Below are 19,480 nucleotides of genomic sequence, written 5' to 3'. Positions count from 1 at the left end.
TATTCGATACAACTCAATTATAAAAATGCAGGATTCAGTCCCAAGCCCATACAAATATAGAGTTTACGATCTTCTAATGGCACCAATATTTCACGTCTGCCATGCATAAAGCGCTTGTTATCAATGAGCACCACATCACCATCTTGCCAGTCAATTTCTGAGGTTTCACGCTCGCATCGCTCTGCCAATTCTTCCAATAATTCTGCTTGGATTTCGCTGCCATCGGCAAAGTAAAAACGCTGCTTTTCGTAATTATAAGAAGGCCCCAACAAGGTGTTGGCAAAGGCAGGCACAGCTTTTAAATTGTCATGGCGAATCATCGGCATGCTTAAATCGTACTGTACGCCTTCATCATGCGCAGGGCGAATCCGTTGTCTAGGAATCATCTCAATAAAATGAGCGAGTTCCTGCTGCCCGACCTGTACGGCATCGGCAATATTGAGTGCTGTCGCCACATACTTTTGCCACATCGCTTTGGGTAAGTAACGGCTGATGGTCATCGGTTCAGCAAATTTCTGCTTCAGTGTGTCAGGCAGTTTTTGCCATACCTCATGTCCATCACATAAAGTAGTCTGCGAACCACGCGAAGCACTTTTTTCACTAAAAAAAGCAATAATATCAGGCGGCATTGGGGTTGAACCATTTTCTATATGCAGTCCCATTGCCTGCGTACCTGCATCTACTTTTTGCGATTGTCGGGTCACATTTTCACGTGCAGGGTCATAGGTCAGCTTTTGGCAAATATTGCTCATCAGCCCACTAAACGCATTCACATCATAATGTTCATTTCTAAGTAAAACCCAACCGTGCTCCACCAAACGATCTTTAATTTGTTGTGGGGAATGTTTGAATTGCTGTTGTGCAATATTCATGTGATTTCTCTCTATCTCTATTGATGACTGACAGGTTGATGTCTATCTGTGAAACATCTCCAAGATCAGCCATTAAATACGTTGTAGGATGTGCCAAAGCTGTCTGATACTGTTGCTGAATGACTGCTCTACGCAATTTTCCGTTATCGGTTAACATCTGATTATTTAAAGAAAAAGGTTGTTCAGCACGGCACCAGTGTTTAATTTGGGCATAATCAGGCATACGGGTATTGGCACGATAAATCGCGGCTGCCAATTGCGCATCTGAACGATGTTCCTCGGCATAAATCACTGCAGATAATGACGGCTGCGCTTCACCAAACACGGCAATCTGTTGAATTTCAGGCTCACTCAAACTGTTCGATTCAACCCATTCTGGTGAAATATTGCGCCCAAAACTGCTGACAATAATTTGCTTGATACGCCCCGTGATATATAAATAGCCATCTTCATCAAAATAACCTGCATCGCCTGTGTGAATATCGGCTGATACCGCATCCTGCTCACGCCCAAGTTCATGCATATATCCCAACATGGCATTGCCCTTGACCACCACTTCTTGATTGGCAGCAATTTCGACTTGAACATGCGGTAATACGCGGCCAACACTGCCAATTCTGCGAGCTTCAGGCAGGTTTAAACTCACGACCAATGCACATTCAGACAGACCATAACCTTCATAAACAGGTAAATTGAATTGCTGACACTGCTTGAGTAAATCTGCAGACACCTTGCCACCACCCACGGCAATAAACTTCAAAGTACGCAAGCCTGCATCGCCATGTTGATGGATATATTCCACAATCGCTTTGAGCATTTGTGGCAATAAAATCACGCTTTCAATATGATATTGCTGCACGGCATCGACAAAGCGTGAAACATCAAACTCATGGTTGGACAGCAAACCAAACTGACTGACTTCAGCCACCACCACTGCACGCCCCATGTGAAAAGGCACATACACGCCTGCGATATTTTCAAGCAATGTTGCAAATGGAATTAGACACAAATGCCGCCCAAGCTGGCTGCTTTGCAATGCCTGACTTAAAGAGTACGTAATTGAATTAATGGTGGCTTCTGCCAAACACACACCTTTGGGAGTACCCGTACTGCCCGAGGTATAAGTAATTTTTCTAGGCTGCTCAGCAGAATTTGGGGATAAATGCGGTTGTGCTGTTTCAACGCTTAGACGAAACAACTGCCCTTGATATAAATCTGATGGTGCCAAAACCTGTGCCTGAACTGCATCAATCATCTCCAACAAAGCTTCTGGAATAGCAGTATTTCCAATAGCCGAGTTAACATTGGACGGAGTATCGCTTTGTGCAGTATCCGTCAAAATACACAGCAACTCCGCTTGGCTGTCTTGCAGTAAATGTTGCACTTGTGCAGCAGTAAAAAATAAAGGCACAGGAATGACTGTCATTGCAGCTTTACGTGCGGCTAAATCGACCACAATCCAATCGGCCTGATTCACACCCCACAACGCCAAACGCTGTACTTGATAAGTTGCCAATTCTGCACTGAGCAACTCAACCCGTTGCTGTAATGTGGCATAACTCAGTGTGGTTTGTGCCGTCACAATTGCTTCACGCTCAGGGTCTGTTTGGGCATAGTGATTCAGGTTTTCAAATAACTCATTCATCTTTCAATTTCCGCCTTTCTGCATGACCTTAGGCATAAAAACAATATTGCTGTTGCGTGACCGCCAACGCTGCTGCAACGTCAATCGCCAGTACATAAGGCTTCTGTTGGTAATAACTGCCCCATTGATGCTGTGCATCGCCCAAGGCTTCGGGGTTGGCTTTTTCTAGTACCTGAAAATGCAAACCCATTTGCTGTAACACATAGCGCACTGCTGCTGTTCCTGTGCAAACTGCCCACGACACATTGTTCTGCGATAAGTGAAAGACCAAAAAAGCCACCATCAATTTGGCTTTGCTCATGTCTTGCGCTGCCAAGTTGCCAATTTCAACAATCTGCGCGCGCGTTACAGGCACTTGGCTCAATTGGGTTAAAATGGTTTCAATGGGTGCACCTAAATACTGTTCCAAAAAGGCTTGGTTTGCGCCCAATGGTTGCATGCCAATCACCACTTGCATGTCGTGGTTTACATAGCCTGCAAACAAGGTATCTGAAAAAGTATTTATGGATGCCTGATGGACTTTTTGATATTTATCTCGAATAAAAAGCTCTAGTGCCAAGCGTTGTTCGCTAGCATCTCGGGTTACAGTTGTCACATTTAAATGTTGTGCTGTTGTCTGTGCTTGAATCACCGAGGCATAGCTGTGTAATACATCTAAATGTGGCTGTTCTAGGTTCAACTGTTTTGGGTTCGCTTGTTGTTTATACGGCTGCGCTACAGATGCATACCCGTTGAATTATTTTTTATTTTTTTGCTGATGGAAATTTGCATCCAGAAAATGCGTTTGACTGGATGATTGAGCATCAAAATTAAATTTGATCATGTGCATCACATTGGATAGAAAATAACTCAATGCTCAAGATAGAAATCTAAACTTAAAGAAAACTTAAGTCGCTACAAACTGTCACAATTCAAAAAACTCTTCATGCACACAAAAAAAGGAGATGATCACTCAACTCCTTATATGTTTAAAACAATAAACTAATCAAAAATAAACAGTCATCCAATTATGCAAAACACAATTGTTCGCGCCCTACCTTAGATTTTAATAGGCATAAGACGCAATTGCCGTTGCAATTGGTTTATCTTCATCATTGACCATCGTCATGCGCATGGTGCAGCCTTTACGCCCTAAACGTAAAGTTTCCGCACGGGCAATAAAATACTTACCGCGTCCCGGTGCTAAGTAATCCACCCGCATATCTACCGTAGCCAAACGGGTGACTTTTTTTATGGTATCGGGCAAGTCGTCAGGTTCAGTTCTTTTATATAACTCACCCATCGCCACAATACCGCCCACACTGTCCAAAATGGTTGCAGCAACACCACCATGTAAAATTTGGAAAGCCACGTTGCCCACCATATACGGTTGCATCTCAATATAGGCTTCAATTTGACCATCGACCACACGCATGCTCATGCCATTGTGTTGAAAAAATGGCGATCCATTAAATGCATTGACCAATTGTCTTAGCACGACATCAATATCGACTTTCGCGCCTAAATGTATATTCCCAGTCCAATTTTTCTCTGCATTACTCATAACGTGCCCAAAAGTCCAAACAACTCAATTTACCAACAATAAAAACAGCCAATGTATGCCCAAATGAAATTTAAGGGGCTACAATAGTCGTCTAGTTTAATACTGATCAGTGAGATTTTTATGACCTATACGTTCAATCGTCCTGCATTTCCTGCCACTCGTATGCGTCGTATCCGTAAAAATGATCAATTACGCGCCATGGTTCGCGAAACTCACTTAACCACAGATCACTTGATTTATCCTGTATTTGTTTTACCGGGACAAAATCAAACCCAAGATATTCCAAGCATGCCCAATATTCAGCGTTTATCGGCAGACTTATTACTCAAAAAAGCCGAGCGTTTAATGCAGCTGGGTGTGTCTAAACTGGCATTGTTTCCAGTCACGCCACAAGAAGATAAAAGCCTGACCGCAGAAGCAGCATGGCGTGAAGATGGCTTGGTGCAAAACACGCTACGCCTGCTGAAAAAAGAATTACCAGAGATGGTACTTATTACCGATGGCGCACTCGACCCGTACACTACTCATGGTCAAGATGGCATTATTGATGACACAGGCTATGTACTGAATGATGAAACCGTTGAATGTCTAATTAAACAGGCTTTAAGCCATGCCGAAGCGGGTGCAGATGTGGTTGCGCCAAGTGACATGATGGATGGCCGTATTGGTGCGATTCGTCAGGCGTTGGAAAGCAACGGGCACATCTATACCTCTATCATGGCTTATTCAGCCAAATACGCCTCTAGCTTTTACGGCCCATTCCGTGATGCAGTCGGTTCTGCCAGCAACCTCAAAGGCGGCAACAAATACAATTATCAAATGGATATTGGCAACCGTGCCGAAGCCTTGCATGAAATTGCACTGGATATTCAAGAAGGTGCAGACATGGTGATTGTAAAACCAGGTATGCCTTATTTAGACATCGTACGTGAAGTGAAAGATAACTTTGGTGTGCCAACCTTTGTCTATCAAGTGAGTGGTGAATACGCCATGCTTGCTGCCGCGATTCAAAATGGCTGGTTGTCGGACAGTGTGATTATTGAATCGCTAATGAGTTGCCGCCGTGCAGGTGCAGATGGTATTTGGACATATTTTGCCGAAGAAGCAGCACTCAAACTTAAAGATATGGCATAAACAGGCGACTTTCATGCACATCGCAATCATTGGTGCAGGCATCAGCGGTTTGTTGTCTGCACTCGAACTGGTAGAGCAGGGCTGCTCTATCAGTATTTTTGATCAACAACAAGCAGCACAAGCGGCATCATGGGCAGGTGGTGGAATTCTTTCTCCCATGTATCCGTGGCGTTATCCTCAAGCGGTCAATGACTTAGCCCAATTTGCCAAACCGCAGTACCAAGCATGGAATGAAAAACTCAAACCTATTACAGGCATTGATTTTGAAATCCATGAAACAGGCATGTTGATTTTTGATGAAGATGATTTTGAGATTGGTTTAAATTATGCCGAACGTCATCATGAACCGATGCAGCAAGCTGAATATCTGAATCGGGAACAACTCGAACAAATTAACCCGCATATCCATCCCAAATTTAAACAAGCCCTGTATTTCTCACAACTTGCCAATGTGCGCAATCCGCGTTTATTACAATCGCTCACGCAATATTTGAAACAACATCCGCGCGTGCGATTTTTTGAACACTGCCCAATTCAGCAATTTCAGATCACTGAAGATCGTATTCAAGCCATTCAATCTGCCGATGGTCGCTTGCATCGTGCAGATCATATCGTGCTTGCGACAGGTGCATGGTCACAGCAGTGGGCGGCACAACTGGGTTTAGAGATTCCTGTACAGCCTGTACAAGGGCAAATTGTGTTATTTAAAACCCCTGCACAATGGTTGCCAAGCATGTGCATGAACAAGGTGATGTACTTGATTCCACGTCAAGATGGGCATGTGCTATGCGGTTCCAGTATGCGTCACGTTGGTTTTGACACCACACCAAACCCGCAAACCCAACAAGATATTTTAACGGCTTGTTTTGAAATGGTGCCTGAATTGGCACAGTTCCCCATTGTGAAACAATGGGCGGGTTTACGTCCAGGCTCGCCTACAGGTGTGCCGTATATCGGCAAAGTACCAAACCTGAATAATGTATGGATGAATTTCGGACACTTCCGTAATGGCTTATGTATGGGCACAGCCTCGGCACAGCTATTAAGACAGTTGATGCTTGGGCAAGAAACGATTGTTGATCCTACTGCTTATGATCCAAAGCAGTTACAGCCCACCTCAATCTGTGCATAACACTCAGCAGCATCCTCTGTTTAAGTAGAGGATGATGCACCCAGACAAGCCGCTAGCGCCTGTTCAAGTTTTGGATATTGAAAGCAATAGCCTGCTTGTTCTAACGCTTGTGGTTTAACATATTGCCCATTCAGCACCAATTGCGATTGCTCGCCCAATAACCAACGCAAGACAAAAGCAGGTAACACCAAAAATGGACGACGTCTTAAAAGCCGAGCTGCGGTTTCGGCAAAGTCTTGCTGACTGGTTTTTTCAGGTGCAACCACATTCAAAATTTTGGCGTCTACAGGTTGCGTCATTAACCAGTGAATGGCCTGTAAAACATCTTGTATATGCACCCATGCAACAGGCTGCCGTCCATGCCCAATCCGCCCGACGGCATTTAAACGAATTGGTAATAACATTTGCGGTAAAATGCCACCACCGCGCCCAAACACCACGCCCAAGCGCATAATTTTAGTATTTTGCTGGCTGAAGCTTAACGCAGCCTGTTCCCATTGCTGGCACAACTGCGACATAAAAATATCTTGTGCTGCACTGTGTTCGGTACATACTGCTGACCATTGTTCCTGCGGGTCAATTCCGTAATACCCCACTGCCGAGCCTGAAATAATACACTTGGGGAAAATACGGCGCTTTTCAAGATATTGATATAAGTGCAGTGTGGTCTGAACTCGACTATCAAGCAATTTTTGTTTGCGTGCTGCTGTCCATCTGCCCTGCCCAATACTTTCTCCCGCCAAATTAATCACATAATCAATTTGGTCGGTGTCGAGTTCATCTAACTGCTGAATCCAGCGTAATTGTGGATGTTTGGATACTCGATTGGGCTGTCGGGTTAGCCCCACCACCCGATAATCCTGTTGCAATAAAAACGGCAACAATTGTGAACCAATAAAACCACTTGCCCCTGTTACCAGTACCAAAGGTTTATGCATCTTCCAATCTCAGCATGATGAAAAATATAGTTTTAGCTATACGTGATTTAGACTGAATGTTCAAGTCTAAGCAAATCATCATCACATAACTGATCATGTATATTTGAAGAAAATCAGATATTAACAACTTCTTTTATCAGCCAAACATTTTAACTGCCATACGCTGTGCCTGTTTACCATAAAACCAATAGGTCAGCAGATACAATGGAATTGCGATCAACAAGAACATGATCACCACCACACTCATAAATTGCGGCTGTTGCAAATACTGTAAAAAATCTTGCCAAATGCTTGGGTTTTGGCGAGAAAATATCGCCAAACCTAATAATAAAAACGCCAAGTTATAGCCCCAAAAAATCAGGCTAAATCCTAAAGTAAATGTCTTGCGTTCCTTGTCATTCGGCGCACGGCGTTGTTGTTTTAAAAACTTATACAGCACTAAAATCATGGCAACCAAATAAGGCACCGCAGTTAAAATCCCGCCTACACCCGCAGGTAATAATGCAGCCAATACGCCACAAATACAGGTCATCACAAAGCAATACAAGAAAAACCAGATAAAATAACGGCTTAGCGATACCATAAAGATGACTCAGACAAAAGATTCAGCCTAGTATAAAAAAAATTGATTTTTTTTTCATGAAATTGTCAACCGAATACAAAAGCCTGACGTTATATAGGCTACAAGGTCACAACAACCGTTAATGTGTATGGCATCCACAATATTTTCGGTGACCTGACTAAAGCAATAAATCGCATACAGTCATGCTTTGAACAGCAGCCAAAGCTTTACTGTATCGCAAGTTTTTCTTTGACCGACGATTTCATCATCACTCGAATCGTCGGTCTTTATTTTTTAAGGTCTTTTTTTAGCCTTTCTAACATCAGTATTTTAACTCTCTATATTTTTCTATACAGATCACGACAGATTTTACTTTCCCTTCTCTTTAAAATCTCTGCGACCTAAATTGTCGCTTTAAAAGCAGAAAACTGGTTTTTTGCCGCAGTGTTGCGCTCAGTTATGTTAAGTTATCCCATAATTCAACATCAAGATTGGAACACGCATGGCTGTTCATTTTTTACATACGTCTGATTGGCATTTGGGGCAATTTTTCCATCACCATGAACGTGAATATGAACATACTGAATTTTTAAATTGGCTCTTAACTCAAATTAAAAGCAAACAGCCGAATGCCCTGCTCATAGCAGGCGATATTTTTGATGTGGTCAATCCTGCTTCGAGCGCTCAGAAACAACTCTATCAATTCCTTACCGATGCGCATGTGCTTGCTCCACACATGCAAACCTTAATGATTGCAGGCAATCATGACTCTGGGTATCGCATTGAGCAAGTTGAACCCTTTTTAGACCGCTTCAACGCCAAAGCTGTGGGCGTGATTGGTAAAACAGCCGAGCAAAAATTAGATTTAGATAAACTCCTAGTGCCTATTTATGACGCTGCGCAAAATATTGTGGCATGGTGTCTGACCCTGCCCTATTTACGCAGTGCAGAAATTACAGGTTTAAATGAACATAGCAGTGACAATCAATCTGCGGTTGCTTACTTACTTCAACAACTGATTGCAGAAGCCAAAGCCCGTAAACAACCCGATCAAGCCCTGATTTTAATGTCACATGCACACATGCAAGGTGGCGAAACTTCCGACTCAGAACGCCCAATTGTAGTGGGGAATGAAGAAGCCTTATCGACTGCGCTGTTTGATGAGGTGATTGACTATGTCGCACTCGGACACTTACACAAACCGCAACAGGTCGGACAGCCACACATTCGCTATAGCGGCTCACCCATCCCTTTATCATTTAGCGAGCTGAATTATAAACACCAAGTCCTTGAAGTTAGGATTGATCCATTACAGGCAGATGCACAGCGTTTCCAATATGAAAGCTTGCTTATTCCACGTACGGTAGAGCTGCTTCGGATTCGCTGTGAACTTTCTGAATTAATCACCGAACTGAATAAATTGCCAAAAGATGAAATTGCAGAAGTTTGCGCACGGCATTTTTTAGAAATTGAATATATCAGCGATGCCCCGCCACCCATTGATTTACGCCAACAAATTGAACAAGCACTGCCTGCCAACCGCTATCGTTTACTGCGCATTGCACGACGCTTTCAAAACTGTGAAAACTCGAACGTGCAACAATCAAAAATTGATTTAGAGCCGCCTACGCCTGAAAAATTATTTTTAGATTTATGGGAAAAAATGGGCTATCAACCTGACCCAGAAGTGAGCCAAGATTTTTTACAGCTTTTGGCCGAAGCCCAACAAGAACTTGATCAGAATAAAGCTTAAGGATTTGCCATGAAAATTTTACGTTTAAGTTTAAATAATTTGGCATCTTTGGCAGGCACGCATGTCATCAATTTTGAAGATGAGCCACTGGCACAGGCAGGTTTAATTGCAATTACGGGCAAAACTGGTGCAGGCAAATCGACTTTGCTGGATGCCATGTGTTTGGCACTTTATGACGAAATTCCACGTTTGAGAGGTGCAACAGGCAGCCTGACCGATACCGCAGGCAAAGAAATTTCCTTAAAAGATTCTAAACATATTTTACGTCGTGGTACGACTTCTGGCTTTGCAGAACTTGAATTTATCGCGCTTGATCAAAAACGCTATTCGGCACGTTGGCAAATTCGCCGTGCGCACAATAAAGTGGATGGGAATTTAAAAGTTGAACGTGCCATCACCTGCTTAGATGAACAACGGGTTTTAAATCAAAGAATTTCTGAAGCTACGCCAATTGTAGAGCAGTTGATTGGCCTTAGTTTTGAGCAATTCACACGCGCAGTATTATTGGCACAATCGGAAGTTGGGGCATTTTTAAAAGCCAAAGACCATGAACGGGCAGATTTACTTGAATATTTAACCAATTCGCAAATTTTTACCGAAGTCAGTAAACGTGCAGCCGTTAAATTTAGTGAAATTAAACAAAAGCGAACAGATCTTGAAAATGTCATGGGGCATGTGGTGCTCCTCAGCGATGAAGCACTAAAAGACTTAGAAACCCAACAACATGACCTAAGTCAACAATTAGCTTTGCTGACCCAAACCGAAAAACTGTATGAAAATGATGTGAAATGGCACAAAGATTGCCATGAACTCTATGCCAGCACCCAAGCTAAAAAAGAAATATATGATGTTCAAGTCGATGCCGATCTTAAACTCGCCTCTCAAAAACAATTGCTCAAACATTTAGATGAATTTCAAACCATCCGCGAGCAATTTGTCTTGCGTCAGCAAGCAGATACCGAGCTAAAAAATCTGAATCAGCAGCTTTTGAAATTTGAACCAAACTTGCAACAAGCGGAATACGCACAACAGCAAGCGATTAGTCAGCAACAGCAAGCGGAAAAAGACCTTCAGGCATGGCAGCAGCATGTTGAACAATTGAAACCACAACTTGAAATTGCGGCACAGTTACAACATGAAATTTCTAGCAAACTTCAACAATATACCGCTTTGGATGCTGCACAAAAATTATTTGCAGAGCAGCAAATTCAGCCTGTGCAAAATCATTTGAAGCAACTGACGACTCAACTTGCAACCGAGCAACAACAACAGCAACATTTACAACAGCAATTCAAACAGACTGCGGCATGGGCAAATTTTGATGATAATTTAGCCCTTACGTTGCAACGTCTGCAAGATTATTTGCAGCTTGAACAGCAACTACGTCAGCAAAACCCTACGCTGTTCCAATCTGCATTAGATACTTTAATTGAGCAACAACAACATACACAGCAACAACTGTTGGTTTGGGAAAAACAATATCAACATCCTGAACAACTTGAGCAGCAACTCACGGCAGAGCAACAGCAATTACAACATGCTTTAAAGAGTGTGCATGTTTTAGAGCGCTTGCGACAGGCACTTGAACAATGGCAACAACAGACCACCCTATTTGAGCAGTTACAACAGCGTCAGCAAGAAACTTTAAGTCTGCAACAGCAGACACAGACTCAAATTCAAACCCAACAGCAGCAAGTGCAAATTACTGAACAAGCCTTGCAACAATTACAGCAGATTTTTGAACAGCAGCGTTTATTGCAGCATCAAAGTGTGCAGGATTTACGTGCCCAATTAAAACCGAATGAAGCCTGTATGGTCTGCGGCAGCCATGAACATCCGTTTATTCAGCATGAAAATTTACTCAGTGACGCTTTAAACCAATTGCAGGATCAGCAATTGCAGCAGGCCAAAACTGAATTTGAGCATGCGCAAAAACAGCTACAACAATTGGAGCGTGCTCGCAGTCAATACGATGCAACTTATCATCAACAACAACAACGCAGTCTTGAACTGCAACAGCAACTTGAACAACAACAGACATTGGTGCAACAGCTTGCAACATCCTTATCTTTAGATTTGGATGCAGCGCTGCCTGTTGCAAAGCAAATTGAACACGTACAGCAACATTGGGCAACAACACATCAATCCACTCAACACTTGCAGCAGAGTATTCAACAAGCAAACGATACCCTGAAACAATGGCGCAATGCTGCACAGCAGGCAGAACAACTCAAATATGCTATTCAACAACGCCAAGACCTCGCTCAGCGTTTACAGCCTATTTTGTCGCTTTTAGATGCAGAACAAAGACACGCTTGGCTCAATCAACCGATTGAATACTATCAAAATGCCTTACAACAGTTAGAGCAACGTCATCACTTGCAGCAGCAGCAAGTTCAACTGAGCAAAACGATTGAACAACTGACTCAACAACAGCAGCAAGTGCAAGAAAAGTTGCTATTTTTACAACAGCAACATGCAGAGAAAACCCTACAACTGCAGCAGATTAAAACTGCAGGAAGTGAGCTGCGTGATCAAATTAAGCAGCTTACAAGAACTCATGCGGGATGTGAATATCAGACCTATCAAGAATGGCAGCAGGCTTTAGATCAGCAACAACAGCAACTCAATCTTGCACTTAGCACACAACGAACTGTACTTAATCAAGCAGAACAGGTGTTAAAAGACTTACAACTGCAAAAACATGGTTTGGATAGTAGAATTCAACAGCGCATGCAGCAACACACTGAATGTCAGCAACACATTGCAACGTGGCAAGCGACACACACGCATTTTCAAGCCAGCATCATTGATAAATGTTTACAGATTTCTTATGCCGAACATCAGCAAATACGCAACATGCTGCAGCAACAACAAAACAGTTTGGAGAGTGCTAAAACGGCTTGGCAAACATTGGAAGAGCAATATCAAAAACACTTAAAGCAACAGCCACAACTGAGTTTTGACGAGGTCACCACGCAACTGGCAGCGCTGCAAACAGACAAAGCCAAACAACAGCAAAACTATAATGAGATTGAGGCACAGCTACGCCTGAATAGCACCAATCAAGGGATTTTTGCTACCTATCAAACTCAAATTGAAAGTATCAAAGCTGAAGAATACCGCTGGGGACGTATTTACGATTTAATTGGGCATAAAGAAGGTACGAAATTTAAGAAAATTGCTCAAGAACATCACTTGGATATTTTGGTGGAATACGCCAATCAGCAATTGCTGCCACTGAGTTCGCGTTATCAGTTGCATCGTATTCCTGACAGTTTGGGGTTGGCGATTATTGATTTAGATATGAACAGTGAAATTCGCCCTGTTCTGTCTTTATCGGGTGGCGAAACCTTTTTGGTTTCTTTAGCTTTGGCACTGGCAATTGCCAATATGGCATCTGGCTCAATGAAACTGGAATCGCTATTTATTGATGAAGGCTTTGGCACTCTCGACCCGACTTCCTTGCACATGGTGATGAATGCCTTAGACCATCTGCAAAGTCAGGGACGTAAAGTGGTGCTGATTTCGCATATTCAGGAAATGCACGAACGAATTCCTGTGCAAATTCAAGTCAAACCAGTGGGTGCAGGGGCAAGTGAAGTCAATGTGGTGGGTTAAAGCCAATACTGCCTAAAATCTGAAGATTATTTGTCGATTGAAGAATTATTGAGATGACTGTGAGATTTCAGATTTTAGGCTTCCATGAAGTTGTATTGAATTTATTTTAAAATCACACACACTTTAAGTACTTAATTTTATGGATATAAAAACGATTATTCTCTTTGCTGTATTGCCCAGTTTAAGTATTATTTTTCTCACATGGTTAATACGTTTCCCTAAACCTTGGGTTTTTAAAGCGGTTTTAATTTTTGAAATCATTCTCACCGTCTGCACTTTAGTCATTGAGTTGGATGCAAGAAAAACACCTGGAAATAGCGGTTGGACCATCATTTTCACAGGCTTCTTTCAGTTCTGTTTTTTGCTATTTTTACTGATTGCCCGTATTCGAATCTGGATAGAAAATAAATCTTGAATGTCTACTTCACCTATTTACTGGACGGAAGTGGCGCTTTCTAAAAATAGTGAAGGTCATTAAAAATAATCTACACAAGCCAAAACTTTGACAGCTTTACAGCATACATAACTAAAAAAGCCTCGACATCCTGTCGAGGCTTTCTAGATTCATTTTTTGGTATAACTCCTGTCGTACCAAGCACTTCCGTGTTGTTCTATTTCTTATTCTTCTTATTTAGGAAACTCCCTGATTCCCGATAAGTTCATATTAAGAAAATCCAACCTTCAGCACTAGCCGCAAAATTCCGCATTTCATGTCAGCCAAAACGTACAAGATAATGTTTGCAAAATCTTGGCAGATTCTTTGTTCATCTAGCAATTAAGCCTTGGAATAGTCACGTGCGCCAAACAATGCTGTACCAATCCGTACCATAGTTGAACCTGCTGCAATTGCGGCATTTAAATCGCCCGACATCCCCATACTCAAAGTATCCCAATCTTCAGGTTGTGCATGTTGTGCTTTCACTGCATCAAACAATTGTTTGGCATCTTGAAAAGCTTGAGGATGATCAGGTGCAGGAATCACCATCAAACCGCGTAGTTTTAAATGCGGTAATTGGCTGATCTGTCGGACTAATTCTGCAACTTCGCTCGGCTGACAACCATCCTTCGTGTCTTGCGCATCAATATTTACTTGTAAACAAATATTCAGGGGCACTTGTTGAGCATCGCGCTGATTCGATAAACGCTCGGCAATAATCAAACGATCTACCCCATGCACCCATGCAAATTTTTCTGCCAAATGTTTGGTTTTATTGCGCTGCACATGCCCAATAAAGTGCCATTCAATTTCTAAATCACTCAGGGCCTGCATTTTATCCAAAGCTTCTTGCAAATAATTTTCGCCAAAAGCGCGCTGCCCTGTCACATACATTTCACGCAAGGCTTCACTCGGATGAGTCTTAGACACTGCCAACAATTGCACCGTATTTGGCTCGCGCTGTGCCAACTGGCATGCCTGTTGAATTTGTTGCAAAACCTGAGTGCGCATAAGCTGCAGATTATTCATTGATGCATTTCTCATTTCATTCATCTTTTTTTACCTTGTCCAGCAACTAACAGTTGGTTAAGCTGATGGAAAGCCGTATTATTCTATCAAAATAATTAAGATTTAATTGATCTCGGGGACTTTCATGGATATTACAGAATTATTGGCGTTCTCCGCTAAAAACGGCGCTTCGGATTTACACTTATCTGCGGGCATGCCACCACTGATTCGTGTGGATGGTGAAATTCGTCGAATTAACTTACCAGCATTAGAACATAAAGAAGTACACAAATTAGTGTACGACATTATGAATGATAAACAACGTCGTGATTATGAAGAAAATCTAGAAACGGACTTTTCTTTTGAAGTCCCAGGCGTGGCTCGTTTCCGTGTGAACGCATTTAACCAAAACCGTGGTGCAGGTGCAGTATTCCGTACCATTCCTTCTAAAGTTTTGACCCTTGAAGATTTAGGCATGGGACAAATCTTTAAAGATATTTGTGAATATCCACGTGGTTTGGTATTGGTGACAGGCCCAACAGGTTCAGGTAAATCAACCACACTTGCCGCGATGATTGACTTTATTAATGACAATCGCTACGACCATATTCTGACCGTCGAAGACCCAATCGAATTTGTACACCAATCTAAAAAATGTTTGGTTAACCAACGAGAAGTACACCGTGATACGCATGGCTTTAACGAAGCATTACGTTCGGCACTGCGTGAAGACCCTGACATTATTCTAGTTGGTGAGATGCGTGACTTAGAAACCATTCGTTTGGCACTGACTGCTGCTGAAACGGGTCACTTGGTATTTGGTACGCTACACACCACCTCTGCAGCAAAAACCATTGACCGTGTGATTGACGTATTCCCTGCCGAAGAAAAAGACATGGTACGTGCCATGTTGTCTGAATCTTTACAAGCCGTCATTTCACAATCCCTGCTCAAGAAAAATGGTGGTGGTCGTGTAGCTGCGCATGAAATCATGATTGGTATTCCTGCAGTGCGTAACCTGATTCGTGAAAACAAAGTAGCTCAAATGTACTCGGCAATTCAGACTGGTGCCAACTACGGTATGACCACCCTTGACCAGAGTTTGAAAAACTTGGTATCGCGCGGTGTGATTAGCCCACAAACGGCTCGTACGGTTGCAAAACAGCCTGAATCATTCTTATAAGTTTAAAATTCGAGATACGCGATGGACTTTAATGATTTACTGAATTTAATGATTCAGCAAAAAGCGTCTGACTTGTTTATTACAGCCGATGTTGAACCTTCCATGAAAATTCATGGACAAATTGTGCCTGTAGCCAAAAGTAAACTTACAGGTGAAATTGTCGGTCAGCTGCTTAACTCAATTATGAGTGAAAAACAGCGCAAGGAATTTGCCGAAACCCGTGAATGTAACTTTGCGATTACCAACCGTGAAAAAACAGCACGTTTCCGTGTCAGCGCATTCCAACAACGTGATGAGCCGGGCATGGTACTGCGTCGGATTGAAACCAAAATCCCGACCATGGATGACTTGAAACTGCCACCTATTCTCAAAGATTTGGCGATGACCAAACGTGGCATCATCATTTTTGTAGGTGCGACAGGTACAGGTAAATCGACCTCTTTAGCGTCTATTATTGGTTACCGCAACCAAAATTCCAAAGGTCATATCATTACCATTGAAGACCCGATTGAATTTGTGCATGAACATGCAGGCTGTATTATTACCCAGCGTGAAGTCGGGATTGATACCGACTCCTTTGAAATCGCATTAAAAAATACCTTGCGTCAAGCGCCTGATGTAATTCTGATTGGTGAGATTCGTTCCCGCGAAACCATGGATTATGCAATTGCCTTTGCCGAAACAGGTCACTTGGTATTTGCCACCCTACACGCCAACAACGCTAACCAAGCAATTGACCGTATTATTCACTTCTTTGAAGCAGACCGTCATAACCAGTTGTTCATGGATTTATCGCTAAACCTGAAAGCGATTGTGGCACAGCAGTTAATTCCAACCATTGATGGCAACTCACGTCGTGCTGCGATTGAAATTTTAATTAACTCACCACTGATTGCAGATTTAATCCGTAAAGGTGATGTGCACGAAATTAAAGACCTGATGAAGCGTTCACGTGAGTTGGGTATGCAAACCTTTGACCAAGCTTTATACGACCTCTATAAAGCCAAGCAAATTAGCTACAAAGATGCACTTAAACACGCCGACTCGCCAAACGATTTGCGTCTACAAATCAAACTTGCAGAAGAAGGTGGCGAGCGCTTGTTACATGCAACTTCGAATATTACCTTCGATGGGCAATAACTTCGCAACAATGCTTAAACACAAACAAAATAGGCTTCCATACGGAAGCCTATTTTTTATGCTTACAGCAAATTATTTCTTGCGTAAGGCTTCACGACATTCTGGCGCATCACAATAACCATATAAATTCAGCGAGTGCCCTGTGAGCTCAAAACCAAATTTCTCTGCCACATCATGCTGTTCTTTTTCAATGGTATCGTTAATAAATTCAACCACTTTGCTACAGTTCAAGCAAACCAAGTGGTCGTGGTGATCTTCCTGCATAATTTCAAACACAGAATGATTGTTCTCAAAATTATGACGCTCAATAATGCCTGCAGCTTCAAACTGTGTTAACACACGATACACAGTTGCTAAACCCACATCTTCACCCTGATCGAGTAAAGTTTTATAGATATCTTCTGCACTTAAATGATGTTGTTTTGAATTTTCTAATAATTCTAAGATTTTAATTCGTGGAAGGGTAACTTTAAGTCCAGCTTTGCGTAATTCTTGATTTGAAATAGGCATGAAAAAAGGTCTCTCAACAAAATTAAAGTTGGAATATGCAACAAAGTTAAGATGCAGTATGATCTAACACTGGATCAAGATCAAATGCATCATAATTAATTTGGGATAGTGTAGCAAAATGCAAAAAATCATGTTGACGTTATTGGTCACTTCACTGCTCGCAGGCTGTTCGACCTTGGGCGTTTATAAAGTCGATATTCCACAGGGTACACCTTTAACCCAAGCTCAAGCGTCTAAAGTCCAAGTCGGTATGAGTCATCAACAAGTCCGCTTTTTGCTGGGCAGTCCTACCATCGCCGACCCGATGAATCCATTACGTTGGGACTACATTTACAACTATATCCCAGGAACTTATGCTAAAAAAGCCAAGATCCCTGCCGCGCATGGTCAGCATTTGAAAATCTTTTTCAATCAAAATGGTATTGTAGAAAAAGTTGAAGGATTGGAAACGATTCCAGAATCTCAACCAGGCCTACCAGGATCGAAAGAAGCGATTCTCAACGCGCCACCACTATAGCCGCTTTAGAATAAAAAGAAACCCCTCACTGAAATTCATCTGAGGGGTTTTTTAAATCATTGCAATTGTCTCAAGCGATTGCTTTTGGCATAACGCCCTACTGGGTTCTTTGCGGCACGTTTACGACGAATATCTTTCGGGTTAATGGTCAAAGCACGATAAATCTCAACCCTATCACCTGCTTGTAATACATGCTGCGGCTCAACCCGTACACCAAAAATACCCAGCATCAACGGTTCAGGTAAAGTCGTTGCTGTCACAAGTCCACTCTGCTGAATTGCATCCAGTACAGTCATGCCCTGCTGAAATGCGACAGCCACATGCCATTGTTGTTCGGGTGTGGCATACGCCACCCAAACCTGCGCCATTTGACTCATGCGATCCACTGTCCAATTAACGCCACCATCGCCACTACGATAGATACAGGTAACACCACACGTACCGCAATACGCCAAATGTTATAAAAGGCTTCACTGCTAAAGTTCATGGCTTTACGCAAATGGCTGATTTTCATAATCCAGCCTGCAAAAATAGCGTAAATCAAACAAATAACTAAGCCCCAAAGCAATAAGGCAAAATTAAATACAGGACTAATGGCAGGAATTGCCCAAGCCAAAGTTGCTGCAATCAATACAACCCACTGAATCGCAACCACCATTTGACGTTGTGCCAATTGTTCACGTGCCAATTGTAATAAAACCGCTGCTGCTGCAACAGTTGCCACCACCAAAGCCAATGCTGGAATTTGTGCTTGCACGGCAAAGAATGCAAAAGCAACGACTGCCAATAGCTGAGCAATCCAAATTGGCAATACCGTTGAAGTTGCTGCAGATTGTTGCTGTACTTGCGGCAAACTAGTTTGCCAGTACAAGCCCATGCCTAAACCACTGGCCACCAAAGCCAAAACGGTTGCACTGCCCCATTCGCTAAACTCAATTGAGGTGACTTGCCATGCAGGGAGTTCTGAACCCATCACCATCGATAAAACCAAAGCCGCCACAACAGCAACAGCGGTACATAGCAATAAAATTTGACGCGGCACTAATGACAATGCCAGTGCGAAAATAGCCACAATCACAAACAAGACATGACTAGCCAAGTCTGCAGCGGCATATTGATTTAAAATTTGCGCAGCATTAGACAACAAACCGCCTGCTAAAAATGGAATGAACACCACTGCAAGCCAGCCCACCAAACGCCATTTTTGAGAAGCATCGGCATCACGGGTTAAACTTAAAAGTGCTTGTAATGCTGTCGTTTTTGAGCGTTTGGCTAAGGCAATTTCCAAATAAGTAATCGGTAATGCCAAAATCAGCATGGTTGCTAACCACAACAACCAAAAGTCGAGCTGACGCTCAACCTGAATACCTGTCATTGGTGCGAGTGTGGCAATAATAATGAATGATAAACCAAATGCCATCAGCGGCGATAACCATCGTGACATAGCATTGTCCTGCATGACGCTGTCCTAATAAAAATCTACGGC

18 protein-coding genes are annotated in these 19,480 nt (G+C 42.6%); 8 read left to right on the top strand and 10 right to left on the bottom strand.

Annotation, left to right across the window (positions count from 1 at the left end; all coding sequences use genetic code 11):
• Positions 1–17: 17 nt before the first annotated feature.
• The 4 genes from FTU09_RS06290 to FTU09_RS06275 form a co-directional block, all read right to left on the bottom strand.
• Positions 18–872 carry a TauD/TfdA family dioxygenase gene (locus FTU09_RS06290; protein ID WP_180061206.1) on the bottom strand — a complete coding sequence of 285 codons (855 nt, stop codon included), beginning with the start codon at positions 870–872 and terminating at the stop codon, positions 18–20.
• Positions 826–2,517, bottom strand: coding sequence for an AMP-binding protein (locus FTU09_RS06285; protein WP_180079828.1), 1,692 nt, complete (start codon positions 2,515–2,517; stop codon positions 826–828). Before FTU09_RS06285 ends, FTU09_RS06290 begins: the two co-directional genes overlap by 47 nt.
• A 28-nt stretch (positions 2,518–2,545) precedes the next feature.
• Complete coding sequence (locus FTU09_RS06280; RefSeq protein ID WP_180079827.1) at positions 2,546–3,196, bottom strand: thermostable hemolysin; 651 nt, start codon at positions 3,194–3,196, stop codon at positions 2,546–2,548.
• A gap of 366 nt (positions 3,197–3,562) precedes the next feature.
• Positions 3,563–4,060 (bottom strand): thioesterase family protein, encoded by a 498-nt coding sequence (locus tag FTU09_RS06275; RefSeq protein ID WP_096902274.1) that lies wholly within the window; start codon positions 4,058–4,060, stop codon positions 3,563–3,565.
• A gap of 120 nt (positions 4,061–4,180) precedes the next feature.
• On the opposite strand from FTU09_RS06275, the gene hemB reads away from it, so the two are divergent.
• Positions 4,181–5,194 carry a porphobilinogen synthase gene (hemB, locus tag FTU09_RS06270; RefSeq protein ID WP_004975342.1) on the top strand — a complete coding sequence of 338 codons (1,014 nt, stop codon included), beginning with the start codon at positions 4,181–4,183 and terminating at the stop codon, positions 5,192–5,194.
• Between the two features lie 13 nt (positions 5,195–5,207).
• Positions 5,208–6,326 (top strand): glycine oxidase ThiO, encoded by a 1,119-nt coding sequence (gene thiO, locus FTU09_RS06265; protein WP_179993996.1) that lies wholly within the window; start codon positions 5,208–5,210, stop codon positions 6,324–6,326.
• 20 nt (positions 6,327–6,346) lie between these two features.
• On the opposite strand, the gene FTU09_RS06260 is transcribed toward thiO, so the two are convergent.
• Positions 6,347–7,264, bottom strand: a complete 918-nt coding sequence (locus tag FTU09_RS06260; protein WP_104852399.1) for a TIGR01777 family oxidoreductase — start codon at positions 7,262–7,264, stop codon at positions 6,347–6,349.
• A gap of 136 nt (positions 7,265–7,400) precedes the next feature.
• The gene (locus tag FTU09_RS06255; protein ID WP_004975337.1) at positions 7,401–7,847 is read right to left on the bottom strand and encodes an ABZJ_00895 family protein; all 447 of its coding nucleotides are present in this window, start codon (positions 7,845–7,847) and stop codon (positions 7,401–7,403) included.
• A gap of 481 nt (positions 7,848–8,328) precedes the next feature.
• Here FTU09_RS06255 and FTU09_RS06250 point away from each other — a divergent pair, with 481 nt between their 5' ends.
• From FTU09_RS06250 to FTU09_RS06240, 3 genes are all read left to right on the top strand, one after another.
• The gene (locus tag FTU09_RS06250) at positions 8,329–9,579 is read left to right on the top strand and encodes an exonuclease SbcCD subunit D C-terminal domain-containing protein (protein WP_180079825.1); all 1,251 of its coding nucleotides are present in this window, start codon (positions 8,329–8,331) and stop codon (positions 9,577–9,579) included.
• Positions 9,580–9,588: 9 nt separating this feature from the next.
• The gene (locus FTU09_RS06245) at positions 9,589–13,200 is read left to right on the top strand and encodes an SbcC/MukB-like Walker B domain-containing protein (protein ID WP_180064768.1); all 3,612 of its coding nucleotides are present in this window, start codon (positions 9,589–9,591) and stop codon (positions 13,198–13,200) included.
• Between the two features lie 139 nt (positions 13,201–13,339).
• Positions 13,340–13,615, top strand: a complete 276-nt coding sequence (locus tag FTU09_RS06240; RefSeq protein ID WP_004975329.1) for a hypothetical protein — start codon at positions 13,340–13,342, stop codon at positions 13,613–13,615.
• 360 nt (positions 13,616–13,975) lie between these two features.
• Here FTU09_RS06240 and FTU09_RS06235 read toward each other — a convergent pair whose 3' ends face one another.
• Entirely contained in the window at positions 13,976–14,665 is a 690-nt protein-coding gene (locus tag FTU09_RS06235) for a YggS family pyridoxal phosphate-dependent enzyme (protein ID WP_167846204.1), read from the bottom strand.
• Positions 14,666–14,789: 124 nt separating this feature from the next.
• Between FTU09_RS06235 and FTU09_RS06230 the strand changes: the two genes are divergently transcribed.
• Positions 14,790–15,827, top strand: coding sequence for a type IV pilus twitching motility protein PilT (locus FTU09_RS06230; protein WP_004975327.1), 1,038 nt, complete (start codon positions 14,790–14,792; stop codon positions 15,825–15,827).
• Positions 15,828–15,848: 21 nt separating this feature from the next.
• Positions 15,849–16,967, top strand: a complete 1,119-nt coding sequence (locus tag FTU09_RS06225; protein ID WP_104852406.1) for a PilT/PilU family type 4a pilus ATPase — start codon at positions 15,849–15,851, stop codon at positions 16,965–16,967.
• Between the two features lie 72 nt (positions 16,968–17,039).
• On the opposite strand, the gene fur is transcribed toward FTU09_RS06225, so the two are convergent.
• Positions 17,040–17,477 (bottom strand): ferric iron uptake transcriptional regulator, encoded by a 438-nt coding sequence (gene fur, locus FTU09_RS06220; RefSeq protein ID WP_004975325.1) that lies wholly within the window; start codon positions 17,475–17,477, stop codon positions 17,040–17,042.
• A 118-nt stretch (positions 17,478–17,595) separates the two neighbouring features.
• On the opposite strand from fur, the gene FTU09_RS06215 reads away from it, so the two are divergent.
• Positions 17,596–17,994 (top strand): outer membrane protein assembly factor BamE, encoded by a 399-nt coding sequence (locus FTU09_RS06215; RefSeq protein WP_004975323.1) that lies wholly within the window; start codon positions 17,596–17,598, stop codon positions 17,992–17,994.
• 56 nt (positions 17,995–18,050) lie between these two features.
• Here the strand turns inward: FTU09_RS06215 and FTU09_RS06210 are convergent, their stop codons facing one another.
• The gene (locus FTU09_RS06210; RefSeq protein WP_004975319.1) at positions 18,051–18,371 is read right to left on the bottom strand and encodes an RnfH family protein; all 321 of its coding nucleotides are present in this window, start codon (positions 18,369–18,371) and stop codon (positions 18,051–18,053) included.
• A complete protein-coding gene (locus tag FTU09_RS06205) occupies positions 18,368–19,453 on the bottom strand; it encodes a hypothetical protein (protein ID WP_004975316.1) in 1,086 nt (361 codons plus the stop codon). The genes FTU09_RS06210 and FTU09_RS06205 overlap by 4 nt, the downstream gene beginning before the upstream one ends.
• Positions 19,454–19,480 lie beyond the last annotated feature (27 nt).

The organism is Acinetobacter sp. YH12058, assembly GCF_013419805.1.
In the GTDB taxonomy this organism is placed as follows: domain Bacteria; phylum Pseudomonadota; class Gammaproteobacteria; order Pseudomonadales; family Moraxellaceae; genus Acinetobacter; species Acinetobacter towneri.
This window is presented reverse-complemented; position numbering and strand designations above follow the sequence as displayed.

Bases quoted from the DNA above. Each gene is read 5' to 3' on its own strand.
- FTU09_RS06290 (WP_180061206.1), bottom strand. From the start codon at position 872: ATGAATATTGCACAACAGCAATTCAAACATTCCCCACAACAAATTAAA.
- FTU09_RS06285 (WP_180079828.1), bottom strand. From the start codon at position 2,517: ATGAATGAGTTATTTGAAAACCTGAATCACTATGCCCAAACAGACCCT.
- FTU09_RS06275 (WP_096902274.1), bottom strand. From the start codon at position 4,060: ATGAGTAATGCAGAGAAAAATTGGACTGGGAATATACATTTAGGCGCG.
- hemB (WP_004975342.1), top strand. From the start codon at position 4,181: ATGACCTATACGTTCAATCGTCCTGCATTTCCTGCCACTCGTATGCGT.
- thiO (WP_179993996.1), top strand. From the start codon at position 5,208: ATGCACATCGCAATCATTGGTGCAGGCATCAGCGGTTTGTTGTCTGCA.
- FTU09_RS06260 (WP_104852399.1), bottom strand. From the start codon at position 7,264: ATGCATAAACCTTTGGTACTGGTAACAGGGGCAAGTGGTTTTATTGGT.
- FTU09_RS06255 (WP_004975337.1), bottom strand. From the start codon at position 7,847: ATGGTATCGCTAAGCCGTTATTTTATCTGGTTTTTCTTGTATTGCTTT.
- FTU09_RS06250 (WP_180079825.1), top strand. From the start codon at position 8,329: ATGGCTGTTCATTTTTTACATACGTCTGATTGGCATTTGGGGCAATTT.
- FTU09_RS06245 (WP_180064768.1), top strand. From the start codon at position 9,589: ATGAAAATTTTACGTTTAAGTTTAAATAATTTGGCATCTTTGGCAGGC.
- FTU09_RS06240 (WP_004975329.1), top strand. From the start codon at position 13,340: ATGGATATAAAAACGATTATTCTCTTTGCTGTATTGCCCAGTTTAAGT.
- FTU09_RS06235 (WP_167846204.1), bottom strand. From the start codon at position 14,665: ATGAATAATCTGCAGCTTATGCGCACTCAGGTTTTGCAACAAATTCAA.
- FTU09_RS06230 (WP_004975327.1), top strand. From the start codon at position 14,790: ATGGATATTACAGAATTATTGGCGTTCTCCGCTAAAAACGGCGCTTCG.
- FTU09_RS06225 (WP_104852406.1), top strand. From the start codon at position 15,849: ATGGACTTTAATGATTTACTGAATTTAATGATTCAGCAAAAAGCGTCT.
- fur (WP_004975325.1), bottom strand. From the start codon at position 17,477: ATGCCTATTTCAAATCAAGAATTACGCAAAGCTGGACTTAAAGTTACC.
- FTU09_RS06215 (WP_004975323.1), top strand. From the start codon at position 17,596: ATGCAAAAAATCATGTTGACGTTATTGGTCACTTCACTGCTCGCAGGC.
- FTU09_RS06210 (WP_004975319.1), bottom strand. From the start codon at position 18,371: ATGAGTCAAATGGCGCAGGTTTGGGTGGCGTATGCCACACCCGAACAA.
- FTU09_RS06205 (WP_004975316.1), bottom strand. From the start codon at position 19,453: ATGCAGGACAATGCTATGTCACGATGGTTATCGCCGCTGATGGCATTT.